Raw genomic sequence first — 22877 nt, 5'->3', positions numbered from 1 at the left:
CGGGAGGTGCATATTACGCTTTCCCGCTGAAGAGTCAACCTTTTTCTCTTACGAGACGCGGTGTTTTCACCGGGTTGCTTCTTCCTGGCTGGGCGACTGCTTCGTCGTTGTTCCCGGTCAGTGGAGGCGCATTATAGGGAGTTCTCAGAAGGGCGCAACCCCTAAATTCAAAAAACTTTTCAAGCGCGGCTTTTTTCGGCAAAACGCTGCACAAGGCAGCATTTCTATCACTTTTCGTACTGGATGCGGCTGAATTCCTGGGAAAAACGGTCCACCTGCTGCCAATCTGTATATTCCACTTCTTTACTGGTATCCGTCTCTCCCCCAGTCATTTTCATAATAAAGCGGATCATGACGCGATCGAACCAGCGATAACGCGGATAACGCAGCGCACCGGCGAACACGGCGCACTGCTTTGGCTGCCAAGGTGATGACAATAAGAACTTGCGGGTATAGGCGTTGGTTTGCGGCGAACGCTTTTCCGGTTTGCGTGCCGTCAGGTTAACCGCGAAGAACGCACTAGGCATCTGATTCAACTGATCAGCGTGGCGCTTCACAAATCGGTGTAATGCCGTATTGAAATGCCCGTAGCGTATCGAAGCCCCTATAAGTACCTGTTGGTACTGCCCAAGCTCGATATTCTCTGCCTGCTGCAGATCGATAACGTCGCAGTTCAGAGTATCCTGCAACTGGTTAGCTATATAAGCAGCAATAGAGTGCGTTTGTCCGTCACGGCTCGAATAGAGAATCAGTGCCTTCATGGCGTTACTCCTCGTAGATACATTTACTCACGCCAGAAAGTCGGTGTGAAGAGAACCAGCAGCGTAAACACTTCCAAACGACCAAACAGCATGGTCAAGACCAGTACCCACTTTGCCGGTGGTGGCATGGTGGTAAAGTTATCGGCGACAACGCCGAGGCCAGGCCCCAGATTGTTAAGCGTAGCCGTTACCGCGGCAAAGGCCGAGAACTCGTCCACGCCGGTGGCGATAATGGCCAGCATGCTGACGATAAATACCAATGCATAGGCGGAGAAGAATCCCCACACCGCTTCAAGAATACGCTCCGGCAACGCGCGGTTGCCTAACTTGATGGTGTAAACCGCATTAGGATGCACCAACCGTTTCAACTCACGTGACCCTTGAAGGTACAGCAGCAGGATGCGGATCACTTTCAAGCCACCGCCCGTTGAACCCGCACAGCCACCGATAAAGGCTGAACAGAGCAGGAGCATTGGCAAGAACAGTGGCCATTTGGCGATGCTGTCGGTGGTAAACCCTGCAGTGGTTGCCATCGACACCACCTGGAAGAAAGCCTGATTAAGCGTTTCCATGCCGCTTCTATATATACCGTGCCACCACAGCACCACGGTACACACCGCCACCAGCGTGAACTGCACGGCGATAAACATGCGAAATTCCGGATCGCGCCAGTACACTTTCAAGCTGCGCCCGCTGAGCAAGGCAAAGTGCAAGCCGTAGTTACAACCGGAGATCAATAGAAACACAGCGATGATAGTGTTGATGGCGGGGCTGGCAAAGTAACCCACGCTGGCATCATGCGTGGAAAAGCCCCCGATGGCGATAGTTGCAAAGCTATGGCCGATAGCATCGAATACCGACATTCCGGCGCCCCATAATGCCAGCGCGCAGGCGATGGTCAGCAGTACGTAAATCAGCCACAATGTCTTGGCCGTTTCGGCAATACGCGGGCGCATTTTGTTGTCTTTCAATGGGCCGGGCATTTCCGCACGGTATAGCTGCATGCCCCCGACGCCGAGGATAGGCAGTATGGCGACGGCCAGCACGATGATCCCCATCCCTCCCATCCATTGCAGCATCTGGCGGTAGAATAAGATGGCTTTAGGCAAGGAGTCTAACCCAACCAGGGTGGTAGCTCCGGTGGTGGTTAAACCCGAGAAGGATTCGAAAAAAGCGTCCGTCAGGGAAAGATTGGGCCGTTCGGAAAACAGGAAAGGCAATGCCCCCACGCTGCCCAGTACGGTCCAGAACAACACCACAATCAGGAAGCCTTCACGTGGTTTTAATTCGTGCTTCTGCTTACGATTTGGCCACCACAGCATCAAGCCAATGGTCACGGCTACAAAGAAGGTCTGGCTGAATGCCCGCCCCGCTCCGTCGCGGTATATCAATGCCACCAGGCCAGGAATAAACATTGTCCCGGAAAACAGGATAACCAGCAGGCCCACAATACGGGTTATGGCGCGAAAATGCATTTCAGCACGATCCTTAACAATTCAGTTGGTGGGAATTATTGCGATATAGGGACTAATTGCAAACTTCCGCGGCTGAGATCGCGTAATTTATTCCCGAATACCTCGGTACCCGTGGCGGGTAGCGCCAGATGTAACACCACGGCAGCACCGTAATCCCCATGCACAATCCGCCCTTCACTAAGCTGTAGCAAATTCTCTACCATTGCCAGCTGAGCATAGTCGCACTGCAAAGTATATTCGAGCTGCGGTACTTTATAGCTAACAACCAGCTGCTTAAGCGCCTGTTGTACGCCGCTGCCGTATGCCCGCACCAGGCCACCAGTACCCAGTTTGATCCCACCATAGTAACGAACTACCACCGCGGTTATTTCACCGATCCCACTGCCCGTTAGCTGGCTCAAGATGGGCTTGCCCGCAGTGCCGGAGGGTTCACCGTCATCGGAAAACCCCAACTGCTGCGAATCATTCGGTGCCCCCGCAACAAAAGCCCAGCAATGGTGCCGGGCCGTTGGATGCTCGTCACGCACCTGCTGGATAAAGGCTTTGGCCGCCTCGACCCCGCAGGTAGGTGCCAGCAGAGTGATGAAACGGCTTTTCTTTATCTCTTCACTGACGCTGATGACAGCGCCAGGAATGGGGTAAGGCTGCATCAGGCCAGGTTCAGATCGCGCGTCATATTCTCAATACGCTTTTCGTGGATCACGATATTGTCCTCAATGCGGATACCGCCGTAAGGTTTTAACGCATCGATACGATCCCAGGCAAAGTGTTTACTGAACTCGCCACTACGCCAAGGAGCCAACAGGGACTCAATGAAATACAGGCCCGGCTCAATGGTCAGCACCATACCTGGTTGCATGACACGGGTGCAGCGCAGGAAGGGATATTTTGCGGGTGCTGCCAGATGAGTACCATTTTCATCCTGCATAAACCCGGCGGCATCATGCACCTGCAAACCAAGCGGGTGGCCTAAACCGTGCGGCAGGAACGGACAGGTGATGCCTTGTTCGACCATCGCTTCTTCGCTGATGCCCGTTACCAGCTTATGATTTTTCAACAGTTTGGCGATGCGTTGATGCATCTGTACATGGTAATCCGTGTAACGCACCCCGGCTTTGATGGTATCTATCAGCGCAAGCTGTTCACTGTTGAGATCTTTCACCAGATGGGCGAATGCATTGTCGCTCTGAGCCGCATAGGTGCGAGTCAGGTCGGCGGCGTAGCCGTTATATTCTGCCCCTGCATCGATCAGGAAGCTGCGGGATTCGGCCGGAGGTTGATGATCCAGCTTGGTGTAATGCAGCACCGCCGCATGCTCATTCAGGGCCACGATATTATCGTAAGGCACGTCCGTATCACGATGGCCAGTGGCGGTCAGATAGGCCTGGTTGATATCGAACTCGCTCATACCGGACTGGAAGGCTTCATGAGCGGCACGGTGCCCCATCACGGCCGTTTTCTGCGCTTCGCGCATGCAGGCCAGCTCATAGCCGGTTTTGATCGAGCGGCGGAAATCGAGGAAATTCAACACCGCTTGCGGGTTGATGTGCTCGGCCGCAATGCCAAGAGAGAGGGCCCGCTGTTGTGCATAGCCGATATAGCCTACACGCTCGCGCTGCTGTGGCAGTTGGCTGGCGATATCATCGGCATTGGTCAGCGGCAACAGTTCAATGGATTTGGTCCAGAAGCTGTTGGGTAGCGGTTCAACGCTATGCCAGTAATCCACCGGGGAATAGAACCACAGCTTTGGTTTGTTAACGCCGTCCACCCACAACCAGCAGTTCGGCACCGACGTTACCGGCACCCACGCCTTGAAGTTGGCGTTCACTTTAAACGGGTAGCTGTGGTCGTCCAGAAAGACCCGTTGCAGCTCGCCTGAATGGATTAGCAATGCATCCAGATTGTTGCGCTCTAATACTTCACGAGCTCGTTGTTGCAGTGTTGCCAGGTGGTCGTTATACAAAGAAGCCAGCGTTTCCATCACAGTACCCTTATGCCCTCAGAACGGAATGAGCCATCTTAACACACAGATCCCACGCTCCAACCCCATCTCCTCTTGCATGAGGTGTGCTTCGCAAACCGCTGCAACCAGATTACATCCCTGGGCGATATGGCCGCTACGCGCCAAAGTTTTGCGCCCAGGGGTGAAAAATAAGTTGATTTGGTATCAAGCAATTAGCCATTTCCCCTGTGATCCGGTTTGCAAATATGCAATCTATTATTTGCAATTTATTAACATAAAAACCACACTCCTCATCATCTGGTCATACCAGATCATCTGCGCTGATTCAGGAGATCGACATGCTCTACCAAGGCGAAACATTACAAGTACACTGGCTCGACAACGGCATCGCCGAGTTGGTGTTCAACGCACCAGGCCCAATCAACAAGCTGGATACCAGCACCGTTGCCAGCCTGGGTGCCGCACTCGAGGTGCTGGAACAGCAAACCGAGTTGAAAGGGCTGCTGCTGCGCTCTGCCAAATCCGCATTCATCGTGGGTGCCGACATCACCGAGTTCCTCTCGCTGTTTGCCGCACCGGCCGAAAAGCTGCATGAATGGCTGGTGTTTGCCAATACCATCTTTAACCGGCTGGAAGATTTACCGGTGCCAACCCTCTCCGCCATCAACGGATACGCGTTAGGCGGCGGCTGCGAATGTATCCTGGCGACCGATTTCCGTATCGCCTCTCCAGACGCACGCATCGGCCTGCCAGAAACCAAACTGGGCATCATGCCAGGATTCGGGGGGTCCGTACGTCTGCCACGCCTGCTCGGTAACGACAGCGCGCTGGAAATCATTGCCGCCGGGAAAGATATCGGTGCAAAAGACGCACTGAAAGTCGGCCTGGTCGATGCCGTGGTCGCACCGGAGAAACTGGTGGAAGCCGCGCTGAAAATGCTGCAACAGGCGATCGACGGCCAACTCGACTGGCGTGCTTACCGTCAGCCGAAGCTGGAACCGTTGAAGCTGAGCCCAATCGAAGCGGCAATGAGTTTCACCACTGCCAAAGGCATGGTGATGCAAACCGCAGGTATTCATTATCCTGCGCCGATGACCGCAGTAAAAACCATCGAAGCCGCCGCCAAGCTTGGCCGTGACGAAGCGTTGAAACTGGAAACCGCCAGCTTTGTGCCTTTGGCCCGCTCTAACGAAGCGCGCGCCCTGGTGGGCATTTTCCTCAACGATCAGTTTGTGAAAGGCCAGGCGAAAAAACTGGCCAAGAACGTTGAAGCTCCGAAGCAGGCTGCCGTGCTGGGTGCAGGAATTATGGGGGGCGGTATCGCCTACCAATCCGCGCTGAAAGGCGTGCCGGTGAACATGAAGGACATCAGCGACAAATCCCTGACTCTTGGCATGAATGAAGCGGCCAAGCTGCTGAATAAACAGCTGGAGCGCGGCAAGTTGGATGGCCTGAAGATGGCACAGGTGCTGTCAACCATCCAGCCAACGCTGGACTATGCCGGGATCGAACGCGCCCAACTGATTGTTGAGGCCGTAGTTGAAAATCCTAAGGTAAAAGCGGCGGTATTGTCTGAAGTGGAAGCCCTGATCGGCGAAGATACCGTACTGGCCTCCAACACCTCAACCATCCCGATCAATCACCTGGCAAAATCATTGAAGCGCCCGCAAAACTTCTGCGGTATGCATTTCTTCAACCCGGTGCATCGCATGCCGTTGGTTGAGATAATCCGCGGTGAACACACCAGCGACAGCACTATCGCTGCCGTGGTGGCCTACGCCACCCGCATGGGCAAAACGCCGATCGTGGTCAATGATTGCCCTGGGTTCTTCGTTAACCGCGTGCTGTTCCCGTATTTTGCCGGGTTTAGTCAGTTACTGCGCGACGGCGCCGACTTCCGTCAGATCGACAAAGTGATGGAGAAACAGTTCGGCTGGCCGATGGGCCCGGCGTATCTGTTGGATGTGGTCGGTATTGATACCGCACACCATGCCCAGGCGGTGATGGCCAACGGTTTCCCTGAACGCATGAGTAAAAATTACCGCGATGCGATCGACGTGATGTTCGATAACCAACGCTTCGGCCAGAAAAACCAGCTGGGCTTCTACCGCTACAGCCAGGATAGCAAAGGCAAGCCGCGTAAAGATAACGACGAGCAAACCGACACTCTGCTGGCAACCGTGAGCGCGTCGGCACAGACCTTCAGCAGTGAAGAGATCATCGCTCGCATGATGATCCCGATGATCAACGAAGTGGTACGCTGCCTGGAAGAAGGCATTGTGGCCAGCCCGGCAGAAGCGGATATGGCATTGGTTTACGGCATCGGCTTCCCGCCGTTCCACGGCGGCGCATTCCGCTATCTGGATACGCTCGGCACCGCCAATTACGTCGAGATGGCCCAGCGTTACGCTAACCTGGGGGCGCTGTATCAGGTACCAGCCGGTCTGCGTGCCAAGGCGGAACGTAATGAAAGCTACTACCCGGTGGCGACAGCAGCGCTGTCTGATATCTCCACTGGCCAACCGGCATGAGGTTATGAAGATGGAAAACGTAGTTATTGTTGATGCCGTACGTACGCCAATGGGCCGCTCAAAAGGCGGCGCTTTCCGCCAGGTACGCGCGGAAGACCTTTCCGCACATCTGATGCGTGCCGTGCTGAGCCGTAACCCGGCGCTGAATGCCGCTGAGATTGATGATATTTATTGGGGTTGTGTGCAGCAAACGCTGGAACAAGGCTTCAATATCGCCCGTAACGCCGCGCTGCTGGCCGAAATCCCACATAGCGTACCAGCGGTAACAGTGAACCGTCTGTGTGGTTCTTCCATGCAGGCCTTGCACGACGCAGCCCGCGCAATCATGGTAGGTGACGCTCAGGTCAGCCTGATTGGCGGAGTGGAACATATGGGCCACGTCCCGATGAACCACGGCGTAGACTTCCATCCTGGCCTGAGCCGCACCGTGGCAAAAGCGGCCGGGATGATGGGCCTGACCGCAGAAATGCTGGCCAAAATGCATAATATCAGCCGCGAAATGCAGGATGAATTTGCAGCTCGCTCACACCAACGTGCCCATGCCGCTACGTTGGCTGGCTATTTCAAAAACGAAATTATCCCCACCACCGGCCATGACGCCGACGGCGTATTGACTCGTTACGATTATGATGAAGTGATCCGCCCGGAAACCACCGTTGCCAGCCTGGCGGCATTGCGTCCGGCGTTTGACCCGGTCAACGGCACCGTCACCGCAGGCACCTCTTCCGCACTGTCTGACGGCGCTTCCGCCATGTTGATCATGAGCGAATCCCGCGCCAAGGCGCTCGGCCTGAAGGCTCGTGCCCGCATCCGCTCAATGGCGGTGGTAGGATGCGATCCTTCGATCATGGGCTATGGTCCGGTGCCTGCCAGCAAACTCGCGCTTAAACGCGCCGGTCTGAGCGTACAGGATATCGATCTGTTTGAATTGAATGAGGCCTTTGCCGCCCAGTCGCTGCCCTGCATTAAAGATCTGGGGCTGCTGGAAAGCATGGACGACAAGATCAACCTTAACGGCGGTGCGATTGCCCTGGGCCACCCATTAGGCTGCTCCGGCTCCCGCATCTCCACCACCCTGCTGAATAATATGGAACGCCGTGACGTGCAGTTTGGTCTGGCCACCATGTGTATCGGCCTGGGTCAGGGGATCGCCACGGTATTTGAACGCGTTTAGCTGTGTCTGATTGGATGCCCCAAAAGGGCATCCCAAAGGTTTTGTTGCCGTACTTCCCGCCTGTCAGGGGCGGGTTTTTTTATGCCTGGAATTCGGCACCAATAAAAACGGGGCAGCACCTGGCCACCCCGTCTTTACTGCTGCGCGTACGATCAGATGAACGCGAAAGCATCGCCAAACATGTGCGCTTCCAGCGCGCCACGCTCGGCACAGAAACGCTCACGGGCAATTTTCGCCATCTCGAAACGACCTGCGATATAGATATCATGCTCCGCCAGCGAGCCAAAATCCTGTAACACAGCGCTCAGCACCGTGCCACTGCGGCCACGCCAGTCCTCTTCCGGCTGTTCAACTACCGGGATGACCTTCAGATTTGGATATTGCAGTGAAATCGCTTCCAGTTCGCTGAGATCATAAAGATGCTTCAGCTCACGGCCCCCCCAGTAGATAGAGATATCGCGATTGGGCTGTTGTTCCAGCGCCGTCAGCAAAATCGAGCGCGCGTAAGAGAACCCGGTACCACCGGCAATCAACACCAGCGGGCGCTCGCCCTCTTCACGCAGCCAGGCTTCACCATGCGGAATATCCACGGTGATGGCCTGCTCTTTCAGCACCCGATCCATCACCGCCATGGCATACAGGTTCAGTTCAGAAGCACCAATATGCAGCTCGATATAATCTTGCTGTGCTGGCGTCGAGGCCACAGAGAACGGGCGTTTATCACGCTCATCCATCACTACCATCAGGTATTGACCTGCTTTGAACGAAAACGGTGCCTCTGGCACCAAACGTACCCGATAAACGGTATCGGTAATGGCCTCTACGGAGGTCACTTTACAGCTCAGGATTGTCATGCGTTCCTCTGTCGGGTCATCACTGGCGCTAAAGCGTCGGTTCTCGGTCACTGAATATGGCGAGCTCATCCCAGATGTCATCGATGCGCGCACGCACCTTCTCATCCATCTTGATCGGACGGCCCCACTCTCGTTGGGTTTCTCCCGGCCATTTGTTGGTGGCATCCAGGCCCATCTTCGATCCCAGCCCGGAAACCGGTGAGGCGAAGTCCAGATAATCAATCGGCGTATTCTCCACTAAAACGGTATCCCTTGCCGGATCCATTCGGGTGGTTATCGCCCAAATCACATCATTCCAGTCACGCGCATTCACGTCGTCATCGCAAACGATGACAAACTTGGTATACATAAATTGGCGTAGGAAAGACCAGACCCCCATCATTACGCGTTTGGCATGCCCTGCGTACTGTTTTTTGATGGTCACCACCGCCAGGCGATAGGAACACCCTTCCGGCGGTAGGTAGAAATCGACGATTTCCGGGAACTGTTTTTGCAGGATCGGCACAAACACTTCGTTCAGCGCCACTCCCATCACCGCAGGTTCATCCGGCGGGCGGCCGGTATAGGTTGAGTGATAAATCGCATTGCGCCGCTGGGTAATATGGGTCACGGTAAAGACGGGGAAGTGATCGATCTCGTTATAGTAACCGGTGTGATCGCCATACGGGCCTTCCGGCGCCAGTTCCCCTTGCTCGATATAGCCTTCCAGCACAATTTCCGCGCTGGCGGGAACTTCGAGATCGCAGGACAGACATTTGACCACTTCGGTCTTGTTGCCGCGCAACAGCCCGGCAAAGGCATATTCGGACAGATTATCCGGCACCGGCGTCACAGCACCCAAAATGGTGGCAGGATCGGCCCCCAGTGCAACGGCGACCGGGAAACGTTCACCAGGATGTTCCTGACACCACTCCTGATAATCCAGCGCGCCACCACGGTGCGAGAGCCAGCGCATAATCAGCTTGTTCTTGCCCAATACCTGCTGGCGATAGATCCCCAGATTCTGGCGCTCTTTGTGCGGGCCACGGGTAACCGTCAGCCCCCAGGTGACCAGCGGGGCGGCATCTTCCGGCCAGCAGTGCATCACCGGGATACGGCCGAGATCGACATCTTCCCCTTGCCACACCTGTTCCTGGCACGGGGCAGAGCCCAGCACCTTGGTCGGCATATTCAGCACTTGCTTGAATTTGGGGACCTTGTCGACCAGGTCGCGAAAGCCCTTCGGTGGCTCTGGCTCTTTGAGGAACGCCAGCAGCTTGCCCACTTCGCGCAGCGCACTGACATCTTCCTGCCCCATCCCCATTGCCACCCGCTTGGGCGTGCCGAACAGGTTACAGAGCACCGGCATATCGTAGCCTTTCGGGTTTTCGAACAGCAACGCCGGGCCTCCCGCACGCAGCGTACGATCGGCAATTTCTGTCATTTCCAGATAGGGATCAATCGGCTGGCTGATGCGTTTTAGTTCCCCTCTCTTTTCCAGCAACGAGAGGAAATCGCGTAGGTCACGGTATTTCATGCAAGCCATTACACCATTGATTTATAGAAGATTTAAACGACGAACCCTGAAAATCTCAAGGTGGCTCGACGTTTAATTAACTGGCTGATTTTAAGGCGTTTCACAGCAAAGGGATAGATTAACAAATTCTAGCCAATCTGCCCACATTAGCGCTACTGGTTTGGGTTGTCATCACAATGCTGAATCTGTAGGGGCGCCGCATGCTGCGCCCCTTCGGTTTATCAATGGCAGATGAACGGCACCAGAGAGCGCAATGCCAAAGTATCCTGATACTCCTGTATCTCTACCCCATGGCGGAACACCTTGAAGCCCTGCTCCCTGGCGCTGAAGTAGCGCAGATCGTTGCCGCAGACGTGCAGCAGGCTGCCTTCACGCAGTGCGACAACCGACTCGCTCGGATTCACCGCACAGAACTCTGCCAGGCGCTCATCACGGGTTTCACCCATGTGGCCGCTGATATGGGCATCGATGTAATGTGGGTTGATTTGTACCGGGAACAGCCCCAGTGCAGGCAACACGACGCTGTTGCGCACCGGCATATCGTTGGTGGTACGGATGCTCGGCGTCGCCACGTTGCAGCCAGCGCTCCAACCCACATAGGGTACTTCACGCTCACGCACCGCACGCTGGATTGGCACAATCAGGCCATTTTCATGCAGCATCTGGTTCAGCATCCAGGTATTGCCGCCGCTGACCAAAATACACTCGGCCTGCGCGATCGCCTCTGCCGGAGACTCGGCATGGTGGATACTGGTGACCTTGATACCCAACGTCTGCGACAGTTCACCCGCACGCTGGTCGTAATCACCCCGGATCATGGCATAAGGAACAAATACGGCTGACGTGATGTTACGGCGTTCAATCATGGCCAACAGCTGGCTCTTCGCATAACCGAGCAGTTCGGCCTCGCCGGAAAGCTTGCCGTTACTTAGCAAAAATAGCTCCATGTCTCTCCCTCAGTGCAAGAATGATAAAGGCGTCACATTGAGCGTCAGGCTTGCCCACCATACTGTGACAGTCGTAAATTTTAGGCCTATTGTTATACCTGAATCAGGTAAACAAATATGTGACTTTATGCTGGCTACCGTGGATTGCCGCAACTCATGGCAACAAGATGGACGCTTGCGTCACTAGGTATCCGTAGTGGCTTTTGGTATGCTTAACGGCTGACAGAAAGGCATGTGAAACTATGGAATCTTGGTATTTACTTTATTGTAAGCGCGGCCAGCTCTTACGGGCCCAGGAACACCTGGTAAGGCAAGCCGTCAACTGCCTGAGCCCAATTATTACGTTGGAAAAAATCGTGCGTGGCAAGCGTACCGCCGTTAGCGAACCGCTGTTTCCCAACTACCTGTTTGTTGAATTCGATCCGGAACGTATTCACACCACCACGATCAGTGCAACCCGTGGTGTCAGCCACTTTGTGCGATTTGGAGCCTTACCGACCCAGATACCTTTACAGGTTATCGAAGAACTCCAGACACATAGCGAAGAATACTATGTGGATCCAGAGACCCCACAGCCGGGCGATACGGTGCTGATCACCGATGGCGTGTTCGAGGGCCTGCATGCGATCTACACCGAACCCGACGGTGAAGCCCGCTCGATGCTGCTGCTGAATCTGATCAATAAGCAGATTAATCAGAGCATCGATAACCGGCAATTCCAGAAACTTTAATGCAAACAGGCACCCAAGGGTGCCTGTTTTGTCTGCTACCGATTAACGGCGCATCGCATCATCATGCAGCCACTGGGCAACACGCTTGGCGAAGTAGGTCAGCACACCATCAGCCCCGGCACGCTTAAAGCACAGCAGGGATTCCATCACCGCCGGTTGCTCCTGCAGCCAGCCGTTCTGGATTGCCGCCATATGCATCGCATATTCGCCCGATACCTGATAGGCGAAGGTCGGCACCCCGAAGGTATCTTTGACACGGCGCACCACGTCCAAATACGGCATCCCCGGTTTCACCATCACCATATCCGCGCCTTCCTGCAGATCCTGAGCAATCTCTTGCAGGGCTTCGTCGCCGTTGGCCGGATCCATCTGATAGGTTTTCTTGTTGCCGCCTTTCAGATTACCGGTGGAGCCGAGCGCATCACGGAACGGGCCGTAATAGCATGAGGCATATTTGGCGGAATACGCCATGATCTGGGTATTAACCAGGCCTTGCAGCTCCAGCTGATCGCGGATCGCGCCGATGCGGCCATCCATCATATCGCTGGGAGCCACGATTTCGGCACCGGCTTCGGCATGAGATAGCGCCTGGCGAACCAGAATCTCTTTGCTGATGTCGTTGATCACGTAGCCATGCTCGTCGATCACCCCGTCCTGCCCATGGGTCGTATACGGGTCGAGTGCCACATCGGTCAGGATCCCCAGCTCCGGCACGGCATCTTTCAGCGCACGCACGGTGCGCTGCACCAAACCATCCGGGTTATAGGCTTCCTCGGCATGCAGCGACTTCAGGCCAGGCTCAATCACCGGGAACAGGGAGATCACCGGCACGCCGAGTTTGGCAATGGCTTCCGCCTCTTTGATCAGCAGATCGATGCTCATGCGCGATACGCCAGGCATCGAGGAAACGGCTTCCTGACGGTTGCTACCTTCCATGACAAACACCGGGTAGATCAGGTCATTGACCGTTACCTGATTCTCGGCGACCAAACGGCGGCTGAAGTCATGACGGCGCACACGGCGCATACGGCGACCAGGGAAGGTGCCCGGAAATGCATAGCTCATAATTTTCTCCTAACTCAGACCAGCCGGAATAACCGGCGGGCGTTCTCATCAGTTTTCTGGCCCAGCCACGCGGGATCTTCTTCGCGCCAGGTTGCAACCTGCCGAATGATATGGGGCAGAAAACAGGGTTCGTTGCGGCGAGATGCAGGTTTCGGGTGTAAATCCCGGGGCAACAAATAGGGGGCATCGGTTTCCAGCAGCAGACGATCGGCCGGGATTTGGGGTAACAAGGCACGCAGTTCCAGACCCCGGCGCTCATCACAAACCCAACCGGTGATACCGATCGACAACCCCAGCGCCAGACAGTCCTGTAACTCTTCGGCGCTGCCGGTGAAGCAATGCACAACTGCGGCGGGCAGTTTATCCAACCAGGGAGTCAGCAGTGCAACAAAACGTGCGTGTGCGTCGCGGCAATGCAGGAAGACCGGCATAGTGAGCTCGGCGGCCAATGCCAGTTGAGCGGTGAAAGCCAGTTCCTGCTGTGCCGGGGTAGAAAAATTGCGGTTAAAATCCAGCCCACACTCGCCAATCGCGGCCACGAAGGGCTGCGATGCCAACCGGTGAATATGCTGCGCGACCTCATCGTTCCAACTGCTGGCATCATGCGGATGCACGCCCGCCGTAGACCAGCAATAGCCACTATGAGCACGGGCCAGGTGGCTGGCCGCCTCGCTTTGCTGTGCGTTGGTGCCGGTGATCAGTATCCCCGTCACGCCTGCCGTTTTGGCTCGCTCAACCACCTGTGTGGCATCTTTGGCAAATTGGGAGCTGGTAAGATTGACGCCAATATCAAACATGGATTTTTCCAAAGCAAAAGCCGCCCGATGGGCGGCTTAGGGACAGACGAGTATCAGGACGCTGGTGGCTCTTCGCCTTCCTCTTCTTCCTCTACCAGCTTGCGCCGCTTCCCTACATAGAAGCGGGCGAAGAACACGCCAACCTCAAACAGCAGGTACATCGGGATCGCCAACAGGGTTTGCGAGAACACGTCCGGCGGCGTCAACAGCATACCGACCACGAAAGCCCCGACCAACACATACGGGCGTTTCTTACGCAGGTCTTCTGGCGTAGTGACACCACTCCAGCACAGCAGAATAATGGCAACCGGCACTTCAAAAGCCACGCCGAACGCCATAAACAGCGCCATGACAAAACTCAGGTAGTTGCTGATATCGGTCGCAATCGTGACGCCGATGGGTGCAGTTTTGGCAAAAAAGCCAAAGGCCAGCGGGAACACGACAAAGTAGGCAAACGCCATCCCCAGATAGAACAACAGGCTGCTGGAGACCAGCAACGGCATCATCAGGCGGCGTTCATGCTGGTACAGCGCAGGAGCGATAAAGGCCCAGACCTGATAGAGAATGAAAGGCGCGGCAACGATCACCGAAACCATCATCGTCAACTTGATCGGAGCAAAGAAGGGTGAAGCCACGTCGGTGGCGATCATGCTCGCCCCGGCAGGCAACTGATCGATCAGCGGTGCAGAAACGATCTGATAAATATCGTTAGCGAAAAACACCAACACGATAAAGATCGCCAGCACGCTGATGATCGAATTCAACAGCCGCTTACGCAGTTCAATCAGATGACTGATAAGCGGTTGGGTATCTTCAACGGCCATGTTTTAACGTTCGCCACTAGGTTGTTGAGACGCAGGGGATTTATCCGCCACAGGCTCTGGGATGGCCTGCTTTGCAGGGATTTGCTGATCCACGACCGTTGCCTGAGCCACGGGGGGCACCACCGGCTCGCTTTGCACGGCTGGCGCAGGTTCAGTGGGCTGCGGTGTGGCAACAGGTGCCGAAGCGGTAGTCGCCGCTTCCGCCGGAGTCACGCCGTCGTGGATGGCTTCAGGATCGGTGACCACTGGATTGTGGATGGTATGCGGTGGCTCGTCCTTATCGACGTGATAAGAACGTTTCAGCGACTCAGCCGCCTCTTTCAGCTCATCCATTGAAGCTTTGAGTTCCGGCGTTAAATTCTGCAAGCCCGCTTTCTCCGCCTTCTTCAGGCTTTCCTGCAGTTCTTGCAGCTTCAATTCCTGCGTCAGCTCATTCTGTACCGATGCTGCCAGAGAGCGCAGCGCTCGGATCCAGCCCGCAACGGTTCTGACCGCCACTGGTAACCGTTCTGGCCCAAGTACCACCAGGCCAATCACCAGTACCAGCAGCAGTTCACCAAACCCAATGTCAAACACGGTTTATACCTGCTCTTTGTTCTTCGACTCTTCCGCTGCTTTCACTTCAGGCTGCTTATCGGTGATAGGCTTGGCCGCAAAGTCTGCATCGTGGTTGGTTTTTTCAGTCGTGTTGGTTGGCGCTGCGGTGTTGTCATCGCCAATCGCTTTTTTGAAGCCCTTGATTGATGCACCGAGATCGGAACCCAGCGTACGCAGTTTGTTGGTACCAAACAGCAGCACCACGATCACCGCGATAATCAACAATTGCCAAATACTAATACCGCCCATTGTACTTACCTCTGGTTTAAAAAAGGGTCTATTTCAAGCTGCCGCATTATATACCCTTCATCTTTGTGTTGGATATGCCCCGTTTTTGCAGGGCTACAGCGACAACGCTTAACCTGATGGTTAATTTATTCAGACGGTGCGTTTCCAACCGACGACCCAGGCCACTACTCCTGCGGCCATCATCCAGGCAGGGAACACCTCTACGCCTCCCAGCAGTAAAATCGTACCACTGACTAACAGTGTAGCGCCAACCCCGAACAAATACCGTGATTGACCTTGCCGAACGCGTTGCGCCTGCATCTGACCGGTCAATTTATCGACGCTTTGTTGTAACAGTTTATGCTGTTGCAGACTGTCATAAAACAATTCAGGTAACTCCGGCAGTTTCTCGGCCCAGAACGGCGCTTTTTCTTTCAGCGCGCGGATCACTGCTGGAATGCCCACCTGATCCCGCAGCCAGCTTTCCAGGAACGGCTTTGCCGTAGTCCACAGATCCAGTTGCGGATAGAGCTGACGGCCAAGGCCCTCAACGTACAGCAGCGTCTTTTGCAGTAATACCAGCTGCGGCTGCACTTCCATATTGAAACGGCGTGCGGTATTGAACAGGTTCAAGAGTACGTTGCCGAACGAAATTTCCGCCAGCGGTTTTTCAAAGATCGGCTCACAGACGGTACGGATGGCAAACTCGAAATCTTCCACGTTGGTATCACGCGGTACCCAGCCAGAATCAACGTGCAGCTCCGCCACCTTACGGTAGTCGCGGTTAAAGAAGGCGATAAAGTTTTCCGCCAGATAGCGCTTGTCGTCTTTGTTCAGGGAACCCACGATACCGCAGTCGATGCCGATATAACACGGATCTTCCGGGTGCTCATAGCTGACGAAAATGTTGCCTGGGTGCATGTCGGCATGGAAGAAGCTGTCACGGAACACCTGGGTAAAGAACACCTGGACGCCACGCTCGGCCAGCAGTTTCATATTGGTGTTCTGCTGTTCCAGAGCCGCAATATCCGATACCGGGATGCCGTAAATCCGCTCCATCACCAGCACGCTCTCACGGCAGTAATCGGAGTAAACCTCTGGCACGTAGAGCATCGGGCTACCGTCAAAATTACGGCGCAGCTGGATGGCGTTGGCCGCTTCACGCAGCAGGTTCAGCTCATCGAGCAGGGTTTTCTCATATTCACGCACCACTTCGCGCGGACGCAGACGGCGACCGTCCGGCATCAGCTTGGGCACCCAGCCTGCCAGGCGATACATCAGGCGCACATCGGCTTTGATAATCGGCCCTATGTCCGGGCGGATCACCTTCAGCACCACCTCTTGGCCAGTCGTTTTCAGCCGGGCGGTATGCACCTGGGCAATCGAAGCCGACGCCAGCGCCTGCTGGTCAAAGTCATCGAACCAGGTTTCCAGCGGGCCGCCCATCGCCAACTCGATATGCTTACGTGCCAGCGCACCATCGAACGGCGCCACTCGGTCCTGCAACAGCGTCAGTTGGTCGGCAATATGGGGTGGGAACAGATCGCGGCGGGTCGACATCATCTGGCCGAACTTGATCCACACCGGGCCCAGCTCTTGCAGCGCCAGGCGCAGGCGTTCGCCCAACGGCTGGTTTTTATGGCGGTTAGGCATCCAGAACAGCAGGCGGCGGCCAATGCGCAGCGGCAGCGTCAAGCGCATCTTGGGGATCAGTTCATCCAGTCCATAGCTCAGGAAAACGCGCACGATCAAATACAGGCGGCAAATTTCGCCAGGGGTCATCGCTTACCCTCCAACTTGTCCAGACGAGCAATCAGTGCGTCTACACTGCGAACGGTGGCATCAACCTCTTCGTTAAACCACACCACTTCAAGCGGGCCGGGAGCCATACGCCACTCTTCGGTCAGCGTTTCGGCCACGTAGCGTTGCTGGCTCTGCAAACCGGATTTTAGCAGGCCTAAACCTTTACCTACGATCTGACTAACCCCTTGCGCAGCGATGTCACCCACATAAGGTGCCAACCATTCCGCCGGATCCCATTCTGCCAGATCGAGCAAACCGACCAGTTGTTGCACCACCTGAATATCGCCTTCGACAATCAGCTCGCCGCTACGCATCAGCGGGGAAAGTTGCTGGCGATCGCGCAATTTCAGCAGCACCGGTACGCGGGTTCGCACCGTACAGTCGGCGCTATCTTCTGATTGGCCAAGCACATCCACGCGCTGTTCGCTGAACAGCAGTACCAACGGCGAAGAGAGTTCCTGTAGCTCGATACGTAACACTTTACCCGCCAGCCGTTGGCGGGCGGTTTTCATGCTACGATCGCGAAACAGCAGGCTATTAAGCGAGGTTTCCAGCACGCCGGTCAGTAACGGGGTTAGCAGCATCGGCATTTCCATATCAGAACTTGAAGCCCCGGTGCAGCGCCACGATGCCGCCGGTCAGGTTGAAGTAGTTGACGTTCTCGAAGCCGGCCGCAGCCATCATCCCCTTCAGGGTTTCCTGATCGGGGTGCATGCGGATCGATTCTGCCAGATAGCGGTAGCTGTCCGGATCTTTCACCACCAGCTCACCAATTTTTGGCAGCACGTGGAAGGAATAGGCGTCGTAAGCCTTGCTCAGCGGCTCCAGCAGCGGCTTGGAAAACTCCAGCACCAGCAAGCGGCCACCCGGTTTCAGCACACGGTACATCGAGCGCAGTGCTTTGTCTTTGTCGGTGACGTTGCGCAGGCCAAAGGAGATGGTGATACAGTCAAAATAGTTATCCGGGAACGGCAGCGCTTCGGCGTTGGCCTGCACGTAGCTGATATTGCCAACGATACCGTGGTCGCGCAGCTTTTCGCGCCCCATCTTGAGCATGGAATCGTTGATATCCGCTAGCACCACCTGCCCCTGCTCGCCCACCATTCGGGAGAACTTGGCAGCCAGATCGCCAGTACCACCGGCCAGATCCAGCACGCGCTGGCCGCGGCGCACGCCGCTGCAATCGATGGTAAAACGCTTCCAGATACGATGGATACCAAACGACATCAGGTCGTTCATCACGTCATATTTTGCCGCTACCGAGTGAAAAACGTTGGCCACCATGGCCTGCTTCTCGTCTCTTGCTACGGTACGAAAGCCAAAATCGGTGGTTTCCTGCGCTTGATCTGCCATTGTCCTGCCTGCCATTCAGTCAATTTAGTGTCGTGGAGTGTACCAGAAAGCCACGTAATACCCCACCTTGCAACGGTATCATCCGTGCGATGCGCGATGCGGTTCTTCGTTGCTATCGTCGTTCTCTTCCCCCGGCAGCGAGGCGATATCCTCGTCTGGCTCAGAGAGCAGCTCATCATCCTGTTGTTCCGATGCCTGCTGCGCCAAAAGCGGGTTGATGGGACGTTTAATCTCAACCCCAAGCGCGCGGAAGCCCTCGATGCGGCCGATAAGATTACCACGGCCTTCGCTCAGTTTATTCATCGCCTGGTGATAACTGCCCTGCGCCCTATCCAGACTCTGCCCCAAGGCCGACATATCGTCAACGAACAGGCGCATCTTGTCATACAGGCGGGCGGCGCGATCGGCGATCCGCTGGGCGTTCTGACTCTGGTGCTCATAGCGCCACAGGTTGGTAATGGTACGCAGCGCCACCAGCAAAGTGGTTGGGCTGACCAGCATGATATTATGTTGCAATGCCTCGCTAATCAGCTCCGGCTCACGATCGATGGCCAACAGGAAGGCCGGTTCCACCGGGATAAACATCAACACATAATCCAGCGAACGCAGGCCAGGCAGCTGTTGATAATCCTTCCGGCCCAACACGCGAATGTGCCCACGCAGCGAAGTGATATGCTCGGTCAACGCCGCTTCCCGTTCGAAGTCATCTTCACTGTTGAAATAACGCTCATAGGCCACCAGCGACATCTTGGCGTCGATCACCACGTCTTTACCCTGTGGCAAACGCACGATCACGTCTGGCTGCATACGGCTTTGGCTATCCAGCCGCACATTAACCTGCGTCTCATACTCATGTCCTTCACGCAGGCCAGAGGCTTCCAACACGCGGCTCAACACTACCTCGCCCCAGTTACCCTGGGTTTTGTTATCGCCTTTTAGCGCCTTGGTGAGATTGAGCGCCTCGCGAGCCATTTGCGCATTCAACTGTTGCAGATTACGGATTTCGTGCGTCAATGTATGGCGTTCACGTGCTTCCTGACCAAAACTGTCCTGCACCTGGCGGCGGAAACCGTCCAACTGCTCGCGTAACGGCAGCAACAGGCGATCCAGGCTTTGCTTATTTTGCTCATCCACCTTGCGGCCGCTGTTTTCGAAAATGCGGTTGGCCAGGTTCTCAAACTGGGTGGTCAAACGTTGTTCACTGCTGATCAACAGCCGCTGTTTCTCTTCTGCGGCCATCCGGGTCTCTTCCAGGCGGATCGTCACCTCACGCAGTTCGGCTTCCTGAGCGCTGTTGACTTCACGCTGCGCCCGTAGCTCCTGGTTCAGCAATTCACATTCATTGCGCCAATGGTTGAGCTGTTGCAGCCTCTCCTGCCCGGCGGCCAGTTGGCTGTGCAGGGTGCGCAGTTCCAGATCGTTTTGCCGTAGCAGCTGTTCGTGGCGTTGCAGCGTCTCTTGGCGGGAGGCAGTTTCAAGCTGTGCCTGCTGTAAAGACTGTTCCAGCAGACGCATGTCGGTTTCATGTTGCGCACCGTGCTGCTGCGCACGCAGGCTGGCGATCAGCCACCCCAGCAGTAAACCTATCGCTACGCCACCAATACCGTAAACCAAACTGGTATCCACCCTGCCTCCTGTCATACATGCACTTGCGGCGCGTTTTACGCCTGATGCCTGCCACGTTAAAGGGAGCCTGTATGGATGTCCAGTCTGTTTTTATGTGGAAGTGAGCGCGGTAACCACGGCGGTACCGCGCTAATAAGGCAGGTTAAAACAGCTTGAAGCGATATTCGGCGATAAACTCGCCGGACAGCGAGTGGGAGGTCTGCGAATGCCCATCCACCAGTATCGGCGTTTTATTGCTGTTCTTATAAGACCAACCTGGCCCAGCCATGGCGAATACCGTCAGGTTTTTCAGCTTGGGATGGGAGGGAGCCCAGCGGCCAAAGACGTTGATCTCACCGGTACGCACCGCGGCACCTTGGTAGCTAAACTGGCCCACGTTGCCCGCCAGCCCGGCGGTAAACTCAGGCGTGATGCGGTATTCTGCCATGGTGGCCAGCATGGTTTCGCCATCGCGCATATAGTCTTCACCCGCATAGGCCATGGAGGTAAAGGTACCGCGTGAATTTTTGGACATATGGCGCGGGTAGAAACCAAGCTGGCCGTCGCCCTTCGGTGCTCGCGTATGGGCGATGCCGACCTTGACGCTCCATAGCGGTTCCTGCCATTTGGCATCCAGCGCATAGTGGTTGGCGTTATGATCGAAGTTGCGCTTGCTCAGCGCCATCTGTTTATAGTCATCCAGCGCCTGAGTGGTGTAAATCTGGCTGCCCAGGCTGAGTTTCTCATTGGCTTTGTACCCCACCCGCAAGATCTGGCGGCGTAAATAGTCCTGAGATTCCCCATAGGCCAGTTGCCCATTAAATTGTTTATTCTCATAGCCCAACTCAGCGCTGGCGAGATGGTTGATATAGCGGCCATCGTTGGTCTGCAAACGCAGGCTGTCAGGGGAGTTACGATCCATAGAACGTTCAACATACGCGCCGCGCAAAGAGAGCCCGGCACCGGATACGCCACCGGACCAACCCAGGTAAGTCGTAGGCGACAGGCGAGTGGAGGTGGAAATCACGCCGTAGTTACGCAACACCTGCCAGCCAGCCTGCGCATTCAGCGCCGCGCCACCTACGTCGCCTTTCAGCTTGATATAGCGTTGGCCCACCTTGCTATAACCAGCAGCATTCTCTTTGCTGTTGCCGGGACCGTTGTTATATAGCACCCCACGAGTATTGAAGTAATCGCTGGCACCCAGCTTTACCGCGCTGTAGTAATCGAGATTAACGCCGATAAAGTCCGCCAGATAGCCAGACTGATAACCCAGCGCCAGCCCTTGCCCCCAGGCGTTATGCACCTCTTTTGGGTTGGCGGCATCTTCCTTGAGGTACTTCCAGTAGTTTTTCAGCGACAGTTCAGCGTGGCTGTCACTGAAAAAGGGCGAATCCAGGACGTCATCAACGCTGGCCTGGGCCGCAGTGGAGAATAGCGAAATAGCGACCAGACAGCTTAAAGCAGAACGTTTCATTATTGTTATCCCCGAAAAAGGTATAGAAAATCCCTGCCGAGGCGATATGCTATCGCCTCAGATAATATCCCTGAGCCAAAAGGGTGCGTTATTTTTATTGGGTAATAATCAAGGTGCTTTATTTAGTAACGCTTTCCCTTTAGCGACATAAGTCATATCGCCAATATCGGTTACGGTATATTTCCCGTCTTTATAAGTCATCTTGACGACTGCCGCATTAGTCAGTGGCTTATTTTTGTTCGGGTTATCGGTCATATCGGAAATCATCATCTGCATCGAGAGCCCGGAAGAGACCGCCAGGATGTTTTTATCCCCATTCTTTACGGCATTCTGCACCATGGTATGCAAGGCTCGTTGCATACGGGTTTTGACCTGCAGCGCACTTTCCGCCTCTTGCTTATCATCGCTTTGCGTGATGGCATCCACCATCGGGATCAGGCTGATCTTGCCTTCGCCCATTTGCTTGAACATCTCGGCACCTGAGGCCAGGCCCAGCTTCTTGGCAGCAGCGTCGGCCATTTCTGCGTTAGCGCGCCCTTCAAAACCGCCGAAGAACATTTCGCGCAGGTCGGTCAGTTCCGTGACCTTGGCATCCGACTTGCCCATTTCCTTGAGGATCACCTGCATCGTTTCACGCTGGCGGCCAGCGTCGCTGGTGTAGAAGCTATCGAAAGGGATCCCCTTCAACCCGGCACCCAGATAGCGCGCGGTTTCGATCCCAGCCGGTGTCAGTGGTGAGTCAGCCCAGCCCTGCACGCGATCGTAGGTATTGAGCAGCGTTTTACCGTGGCGAGCAAAATAGATATCGACGCTATCGCTTTGCGCGGCTGTTACGTTGAAAACCGCAGCAGAGGAAACGGCAACTACGGAGGCCAGCAGCCAGGTTTTAATTTTCATTACTTTTTCCTTAGTGAACAAAATAACGTCTATAGGTTAATTTTTTTAATCATCGGCAGATCATTTGCCAAAATAAGGGCGAAAAAAAACCCAAACCCATGACATTGGTTCGTCAACGGGTTTGGGTTTTGCCTGTTTATTCACAGTAACAATCCACTTATTGGGAAAGTAACACTGTTAAAAAAATAAGGGAATTAAAAAGCACCGGATAAGGATAAATTCGTGATCGAATTCTCACTGTGACACTGAATAATTAAAATATGAGGCTAATTGGCACGG

21 protein-coding genes are annotated in these 22877 nt (G+C 55.1%); 3 read left to right on the top strand and 18 right to left on the bottom strand.

Annotated elements, in window-relative coordinates:
- Window positions 1–227: 227 nt before the first annotated feature.
- Genes hemG through pepQ form a run of 4 tightly spaced genes read right to left on the bottom strand, consistent with a single transcriptional unit; the run spans window position 228 to window position 4217 of the window.
- Complete coding sequence (gene hemG / locus A6U95_RS15165; protein ID WP_065685053.1) at window positions 228–761, bottom strand: menaquinone-dependent protoporphyrinogen IX dehydrogenase; 534 nt, start codon at window positions 759–761, stop codon at window positions 228–230.
- A 23-nt stretch (window positions 762–784) separates the two neighbouring features.
- Window positions 785–2236 carry a Trk system potassium transporter TrkH gene (trkH, locus tag A6U95_RS15160; protein ID WP_021181454.1) on the bottom strand — a complete coding sequence of 484 codons (1452 nt, stop codon included), beginning with the start codon at window positions 2234–2236 and terminating at the stop codon, window positions 785–787.
- 35 nt (window positions 2237–2271) lie between these two features.
- Window positions 2272–2886, bottom strand: a complete 615-nt coding sequence (locus A6U95_RS15155) for an IMPACT family protein (RefSeq protein WP_065685052.1) — start codon at window positions 2884–2886, stop codon at window positions 2272–2274.
- The gene (gene pepQ, locus A6U95_RS15150) at window positions 2886–4217 is read right to left on the bottom strand and encodes a Xaa-Pro dipeptidase (protein WP_065685051.1); all 1332 of its coding nucleotides are present in this window, start codon (window positions 4215–4217) and stop codon (window positions 2886–2888) included. Before pepQ ends, A6U95_RS15155 begins: the two co-directional genes overlap by 1 nt.
- Before the next feature lie 320 nt (window positions 4218–4537).
- Between pepQ and fadB the strand changes: the two genes are divergently transcribed.
- Window positions 4538–6730 carry a fatty acid oxidation complex subunit alpha FadB gene (gene fadB, locus A6U95_RS15145; protein WP_065685050.1) on the top strand — a complete coding sequence of 731 codons (2193 nt, stop codon included), beginning with the start codon at window positions 4538–4540 and terminating at the stop codon, window positions 6728–6730.
- A 10-nt stretch (window positions 6731–6740) separates the two neighbouring features.
- A complete protein-coding gene (gene fadA, locus A6U95_RS15140; RefSeq protein ID WP_065685049.1) occupies window positions 6741–7904 on the top strand; it encodes an acetyl-CoA C-acyltransferase FadA in 1164 nt (387 codons plus the stop codon).
- Window positions 7905–8056: 152 nt separating this feature from the next.
- On the opposite strand, the gene fre is transcribed toward fadA, so the two are convergent.
- From fre to pepE, 3 genes are all read right to left on the bottom strand, one after another.
- The gene (gene fre, locus A6U95_RS15135) at window positions 8057–8758 is read right to left on the bottom strand and encodes an NAD(P)H-flavin reductase (protein WP_024485471.1); all 702 of its coding nucleotides are present in this window, start codon (window positions 8756–8758) and stop codon (window positions 8057–8059) included.
- Window positions 8759–8786: 28 nt separating this feature from the next.
- Window positions 8787–10283, bottom strand: a complete 1497-nt coding sequence (gene ubiD, locus A6U95_RS15130) for a 4-hydroxy-3-polyprenylbenzoate decarboxylase (RefSeq protein ID WP_065685048.1) — start codon at window positions 10281–10283, stop codon at window positions 8787–8789.
- Window positions 10284–10495: 212 nt separating this feature from the next.
- On the bottom strand, window positions 10496–11221 hold the full coding sequence (gene pepE / locus A6U95_RS15125) for a dipeptidase PepE (protein ID WP_065685047.1): 726 nt from the start codon (window positions 11219–11221) through the stop codon (window positions 10496–10498).
- A gap of 242 nt (window positions 11222–11463) precedes the next feature.
- Here pepE and rfaH point away from each other — a divergent pair, with 242 nt between their 5' ends.
- Window positions 11464–11952: a transcription/translation regulatory transformer protein RfaH gene (gene rfaH / locus A6U95_RS15120; RefSeq protein WP_025121815.1), complete on the top strand. Its 489-nt coding sequence runs from the start codon at window positions 11464–11466 to the stop codon at window positions 11950–11952.
- A gap of 42 nt (window positions 11953–11994) precedes the next feature.
- On the opposite strand, the gene hemB is transcribed toward rfaH, so the two are convergent.
- From hemB to A6U95_RS15065, 11 genes are all read right to left on the bottom strand, one after another.
- Window positions 11995–13017 (bottom strand): porphobilinogen synthase, encoded by a 1023-nt coding sequence (hemB, locus tag A6U95_RS15115; RefSeq protein WP_021181463.1) that lies wholly within the window; start codon window positions 13015–13017, stop codon window positions 11995–11997.
- A 14-nt stretch (window positions 13018–13031) separates the two neighbouring features.
- The gene (tatD, locus tag A6U95_RS15110) at window positions 13032–13814 is read right to left on the bottom strand and encodes a 3'-5' ssDNA/RNA exonuclease TatD (RefSeq protein ID WP_065685046.1); all 783 of its coding nucleotides are present in this window, start codon (window positions 13812–13814) and stop codon (window positions 13032–13034) included.
- A gap of 53 nt (window positions 13815–13867) precedes the next feature.
- A complete protein-coding gene (gene tatC, locus A6U95_RS15105) occupies window positions 13868–14638 on the bottom strand; it encodes a Sec-independent protein translocase subunit TatC (RefSeq protein ID WP_065685045.1) in 771 nt (256 codons plus the stop codon).
- A 3-nt stretch (window positions 14639–14641) separates the two neighbouring features.
- Window positions 14642–15214 carry a Sec-independent protein translocase protein TatB gene (tatB, locus tag A6U95_RS15100; RefSeq protein WP_065685044.1) on the bottom strand — a complete coding sequence of 191 codons (573 nt, stop codon included), beginning with the start codon at window positions 15212–15214 and terminating at the stop codon, window positions 14642–14644.
- Between the two features lie 3 nt (window positions 15215–15217).
- A complete protein-coding gene (gene tatA, locus A6U95_RS15095) occupies window positions 15218–15484 on the bottom strand; it encodes a Sec-independent protein translocase subunit TatA (RefSeq protein ID WP_065685043.1) in 267 nt (88 codons plus the stop codon).
- A gap of 129 nt (window positions 15485–15613) precedes the next feature.
- Entirely contained in the window at window positions 15614–17245 is a 1632-nt protein-coding gene (gene ubiB / locus A6U95_RS15090) for a ubiquinone biosynthesis regulatory protein kinase UbiB (protein WP_024485463.1), read from the bottom strand.
- Window positions 17242–17850, bottom strand: coding sequence for an SCP2 domain-containing protein (locus A6U95_RS15085; RefSeq protein WP_065685042.1), 609 nt, complete (start codon window positions 17848–17850; stop codon window positions 17242–17244). Before A6U95_RS15085 ends, ubiB begins: the two co-directional genes overlap by 4 nt.
- Before the next feature lie 13 nt (window positions 17851–17863).
- The gene (gene ubiE, locus A6U95_RS15080) at window positions 17864–18619 is read right to left on the bottom strand and encodes a bifunctional demethylmenaquinone methyltransferase/2-methoxy-6-polyprenyl-1,4-benzoquinol methylase UbiE (protein WP_065685041.1); all 756 of its coding nucleotides are present in this window, start codon (window positions 18617–18619) and stop codon (window positions 17864–17866) included.
- 78 nt (window positions 18620–18697) lie between these two features.
- Window positions 18698–20245: a DNA recombination protein RmuC gene (gene rmuC / locus A6U95_RS15075; protein WP_024531110.1), complete on the bottom strand. Its 1548-nt coding sequence runs from the start codon at window positions 20243–20245 to the stop codon at window positions 18698–18700.
- 142 nt (window positions 20246–20387) lie between these two features.
- Window positions 20388–21701, bottom strand: coding sequence for an OprD family outer membrane porin (locus A6U95_RS15070; RefSeq protein WP_024531111.1), 1314 nt, complete (start codon window positions 21699–21701; stop codon window positions 20388–20390).
- A 108-nt stretch (window positions 21702–21809) separates the two neighbouring features.
- Window positions 21810–22592 (bottom strand): histidine phosphatase family protein, encoded by a 783-nt coding sequence (locus A6U95_RS15065; RefSeq protein WP_024531112.1) that lies wholly within the window; start codon window positions 22590–22592, stop codon window positions 21810–21812.
- Between the last annotated feature and the right edge of the window lie 285 nt (window positions 22593–22877).

It is taken from the genome of Serratia sp. 14-2641 (genome assembly GCF_001692375.1).
GTDB classification, from domain to species: domain Bacteria; phylum Pseudomonadota; class Gammaproteobacteria; order Enterobacterales; family Enterobacteriaceae; genus Chania; species Chania fonticola_C.
This window is presented reverse-complemented; position numbering and strand designations above follow the sequence as displayed.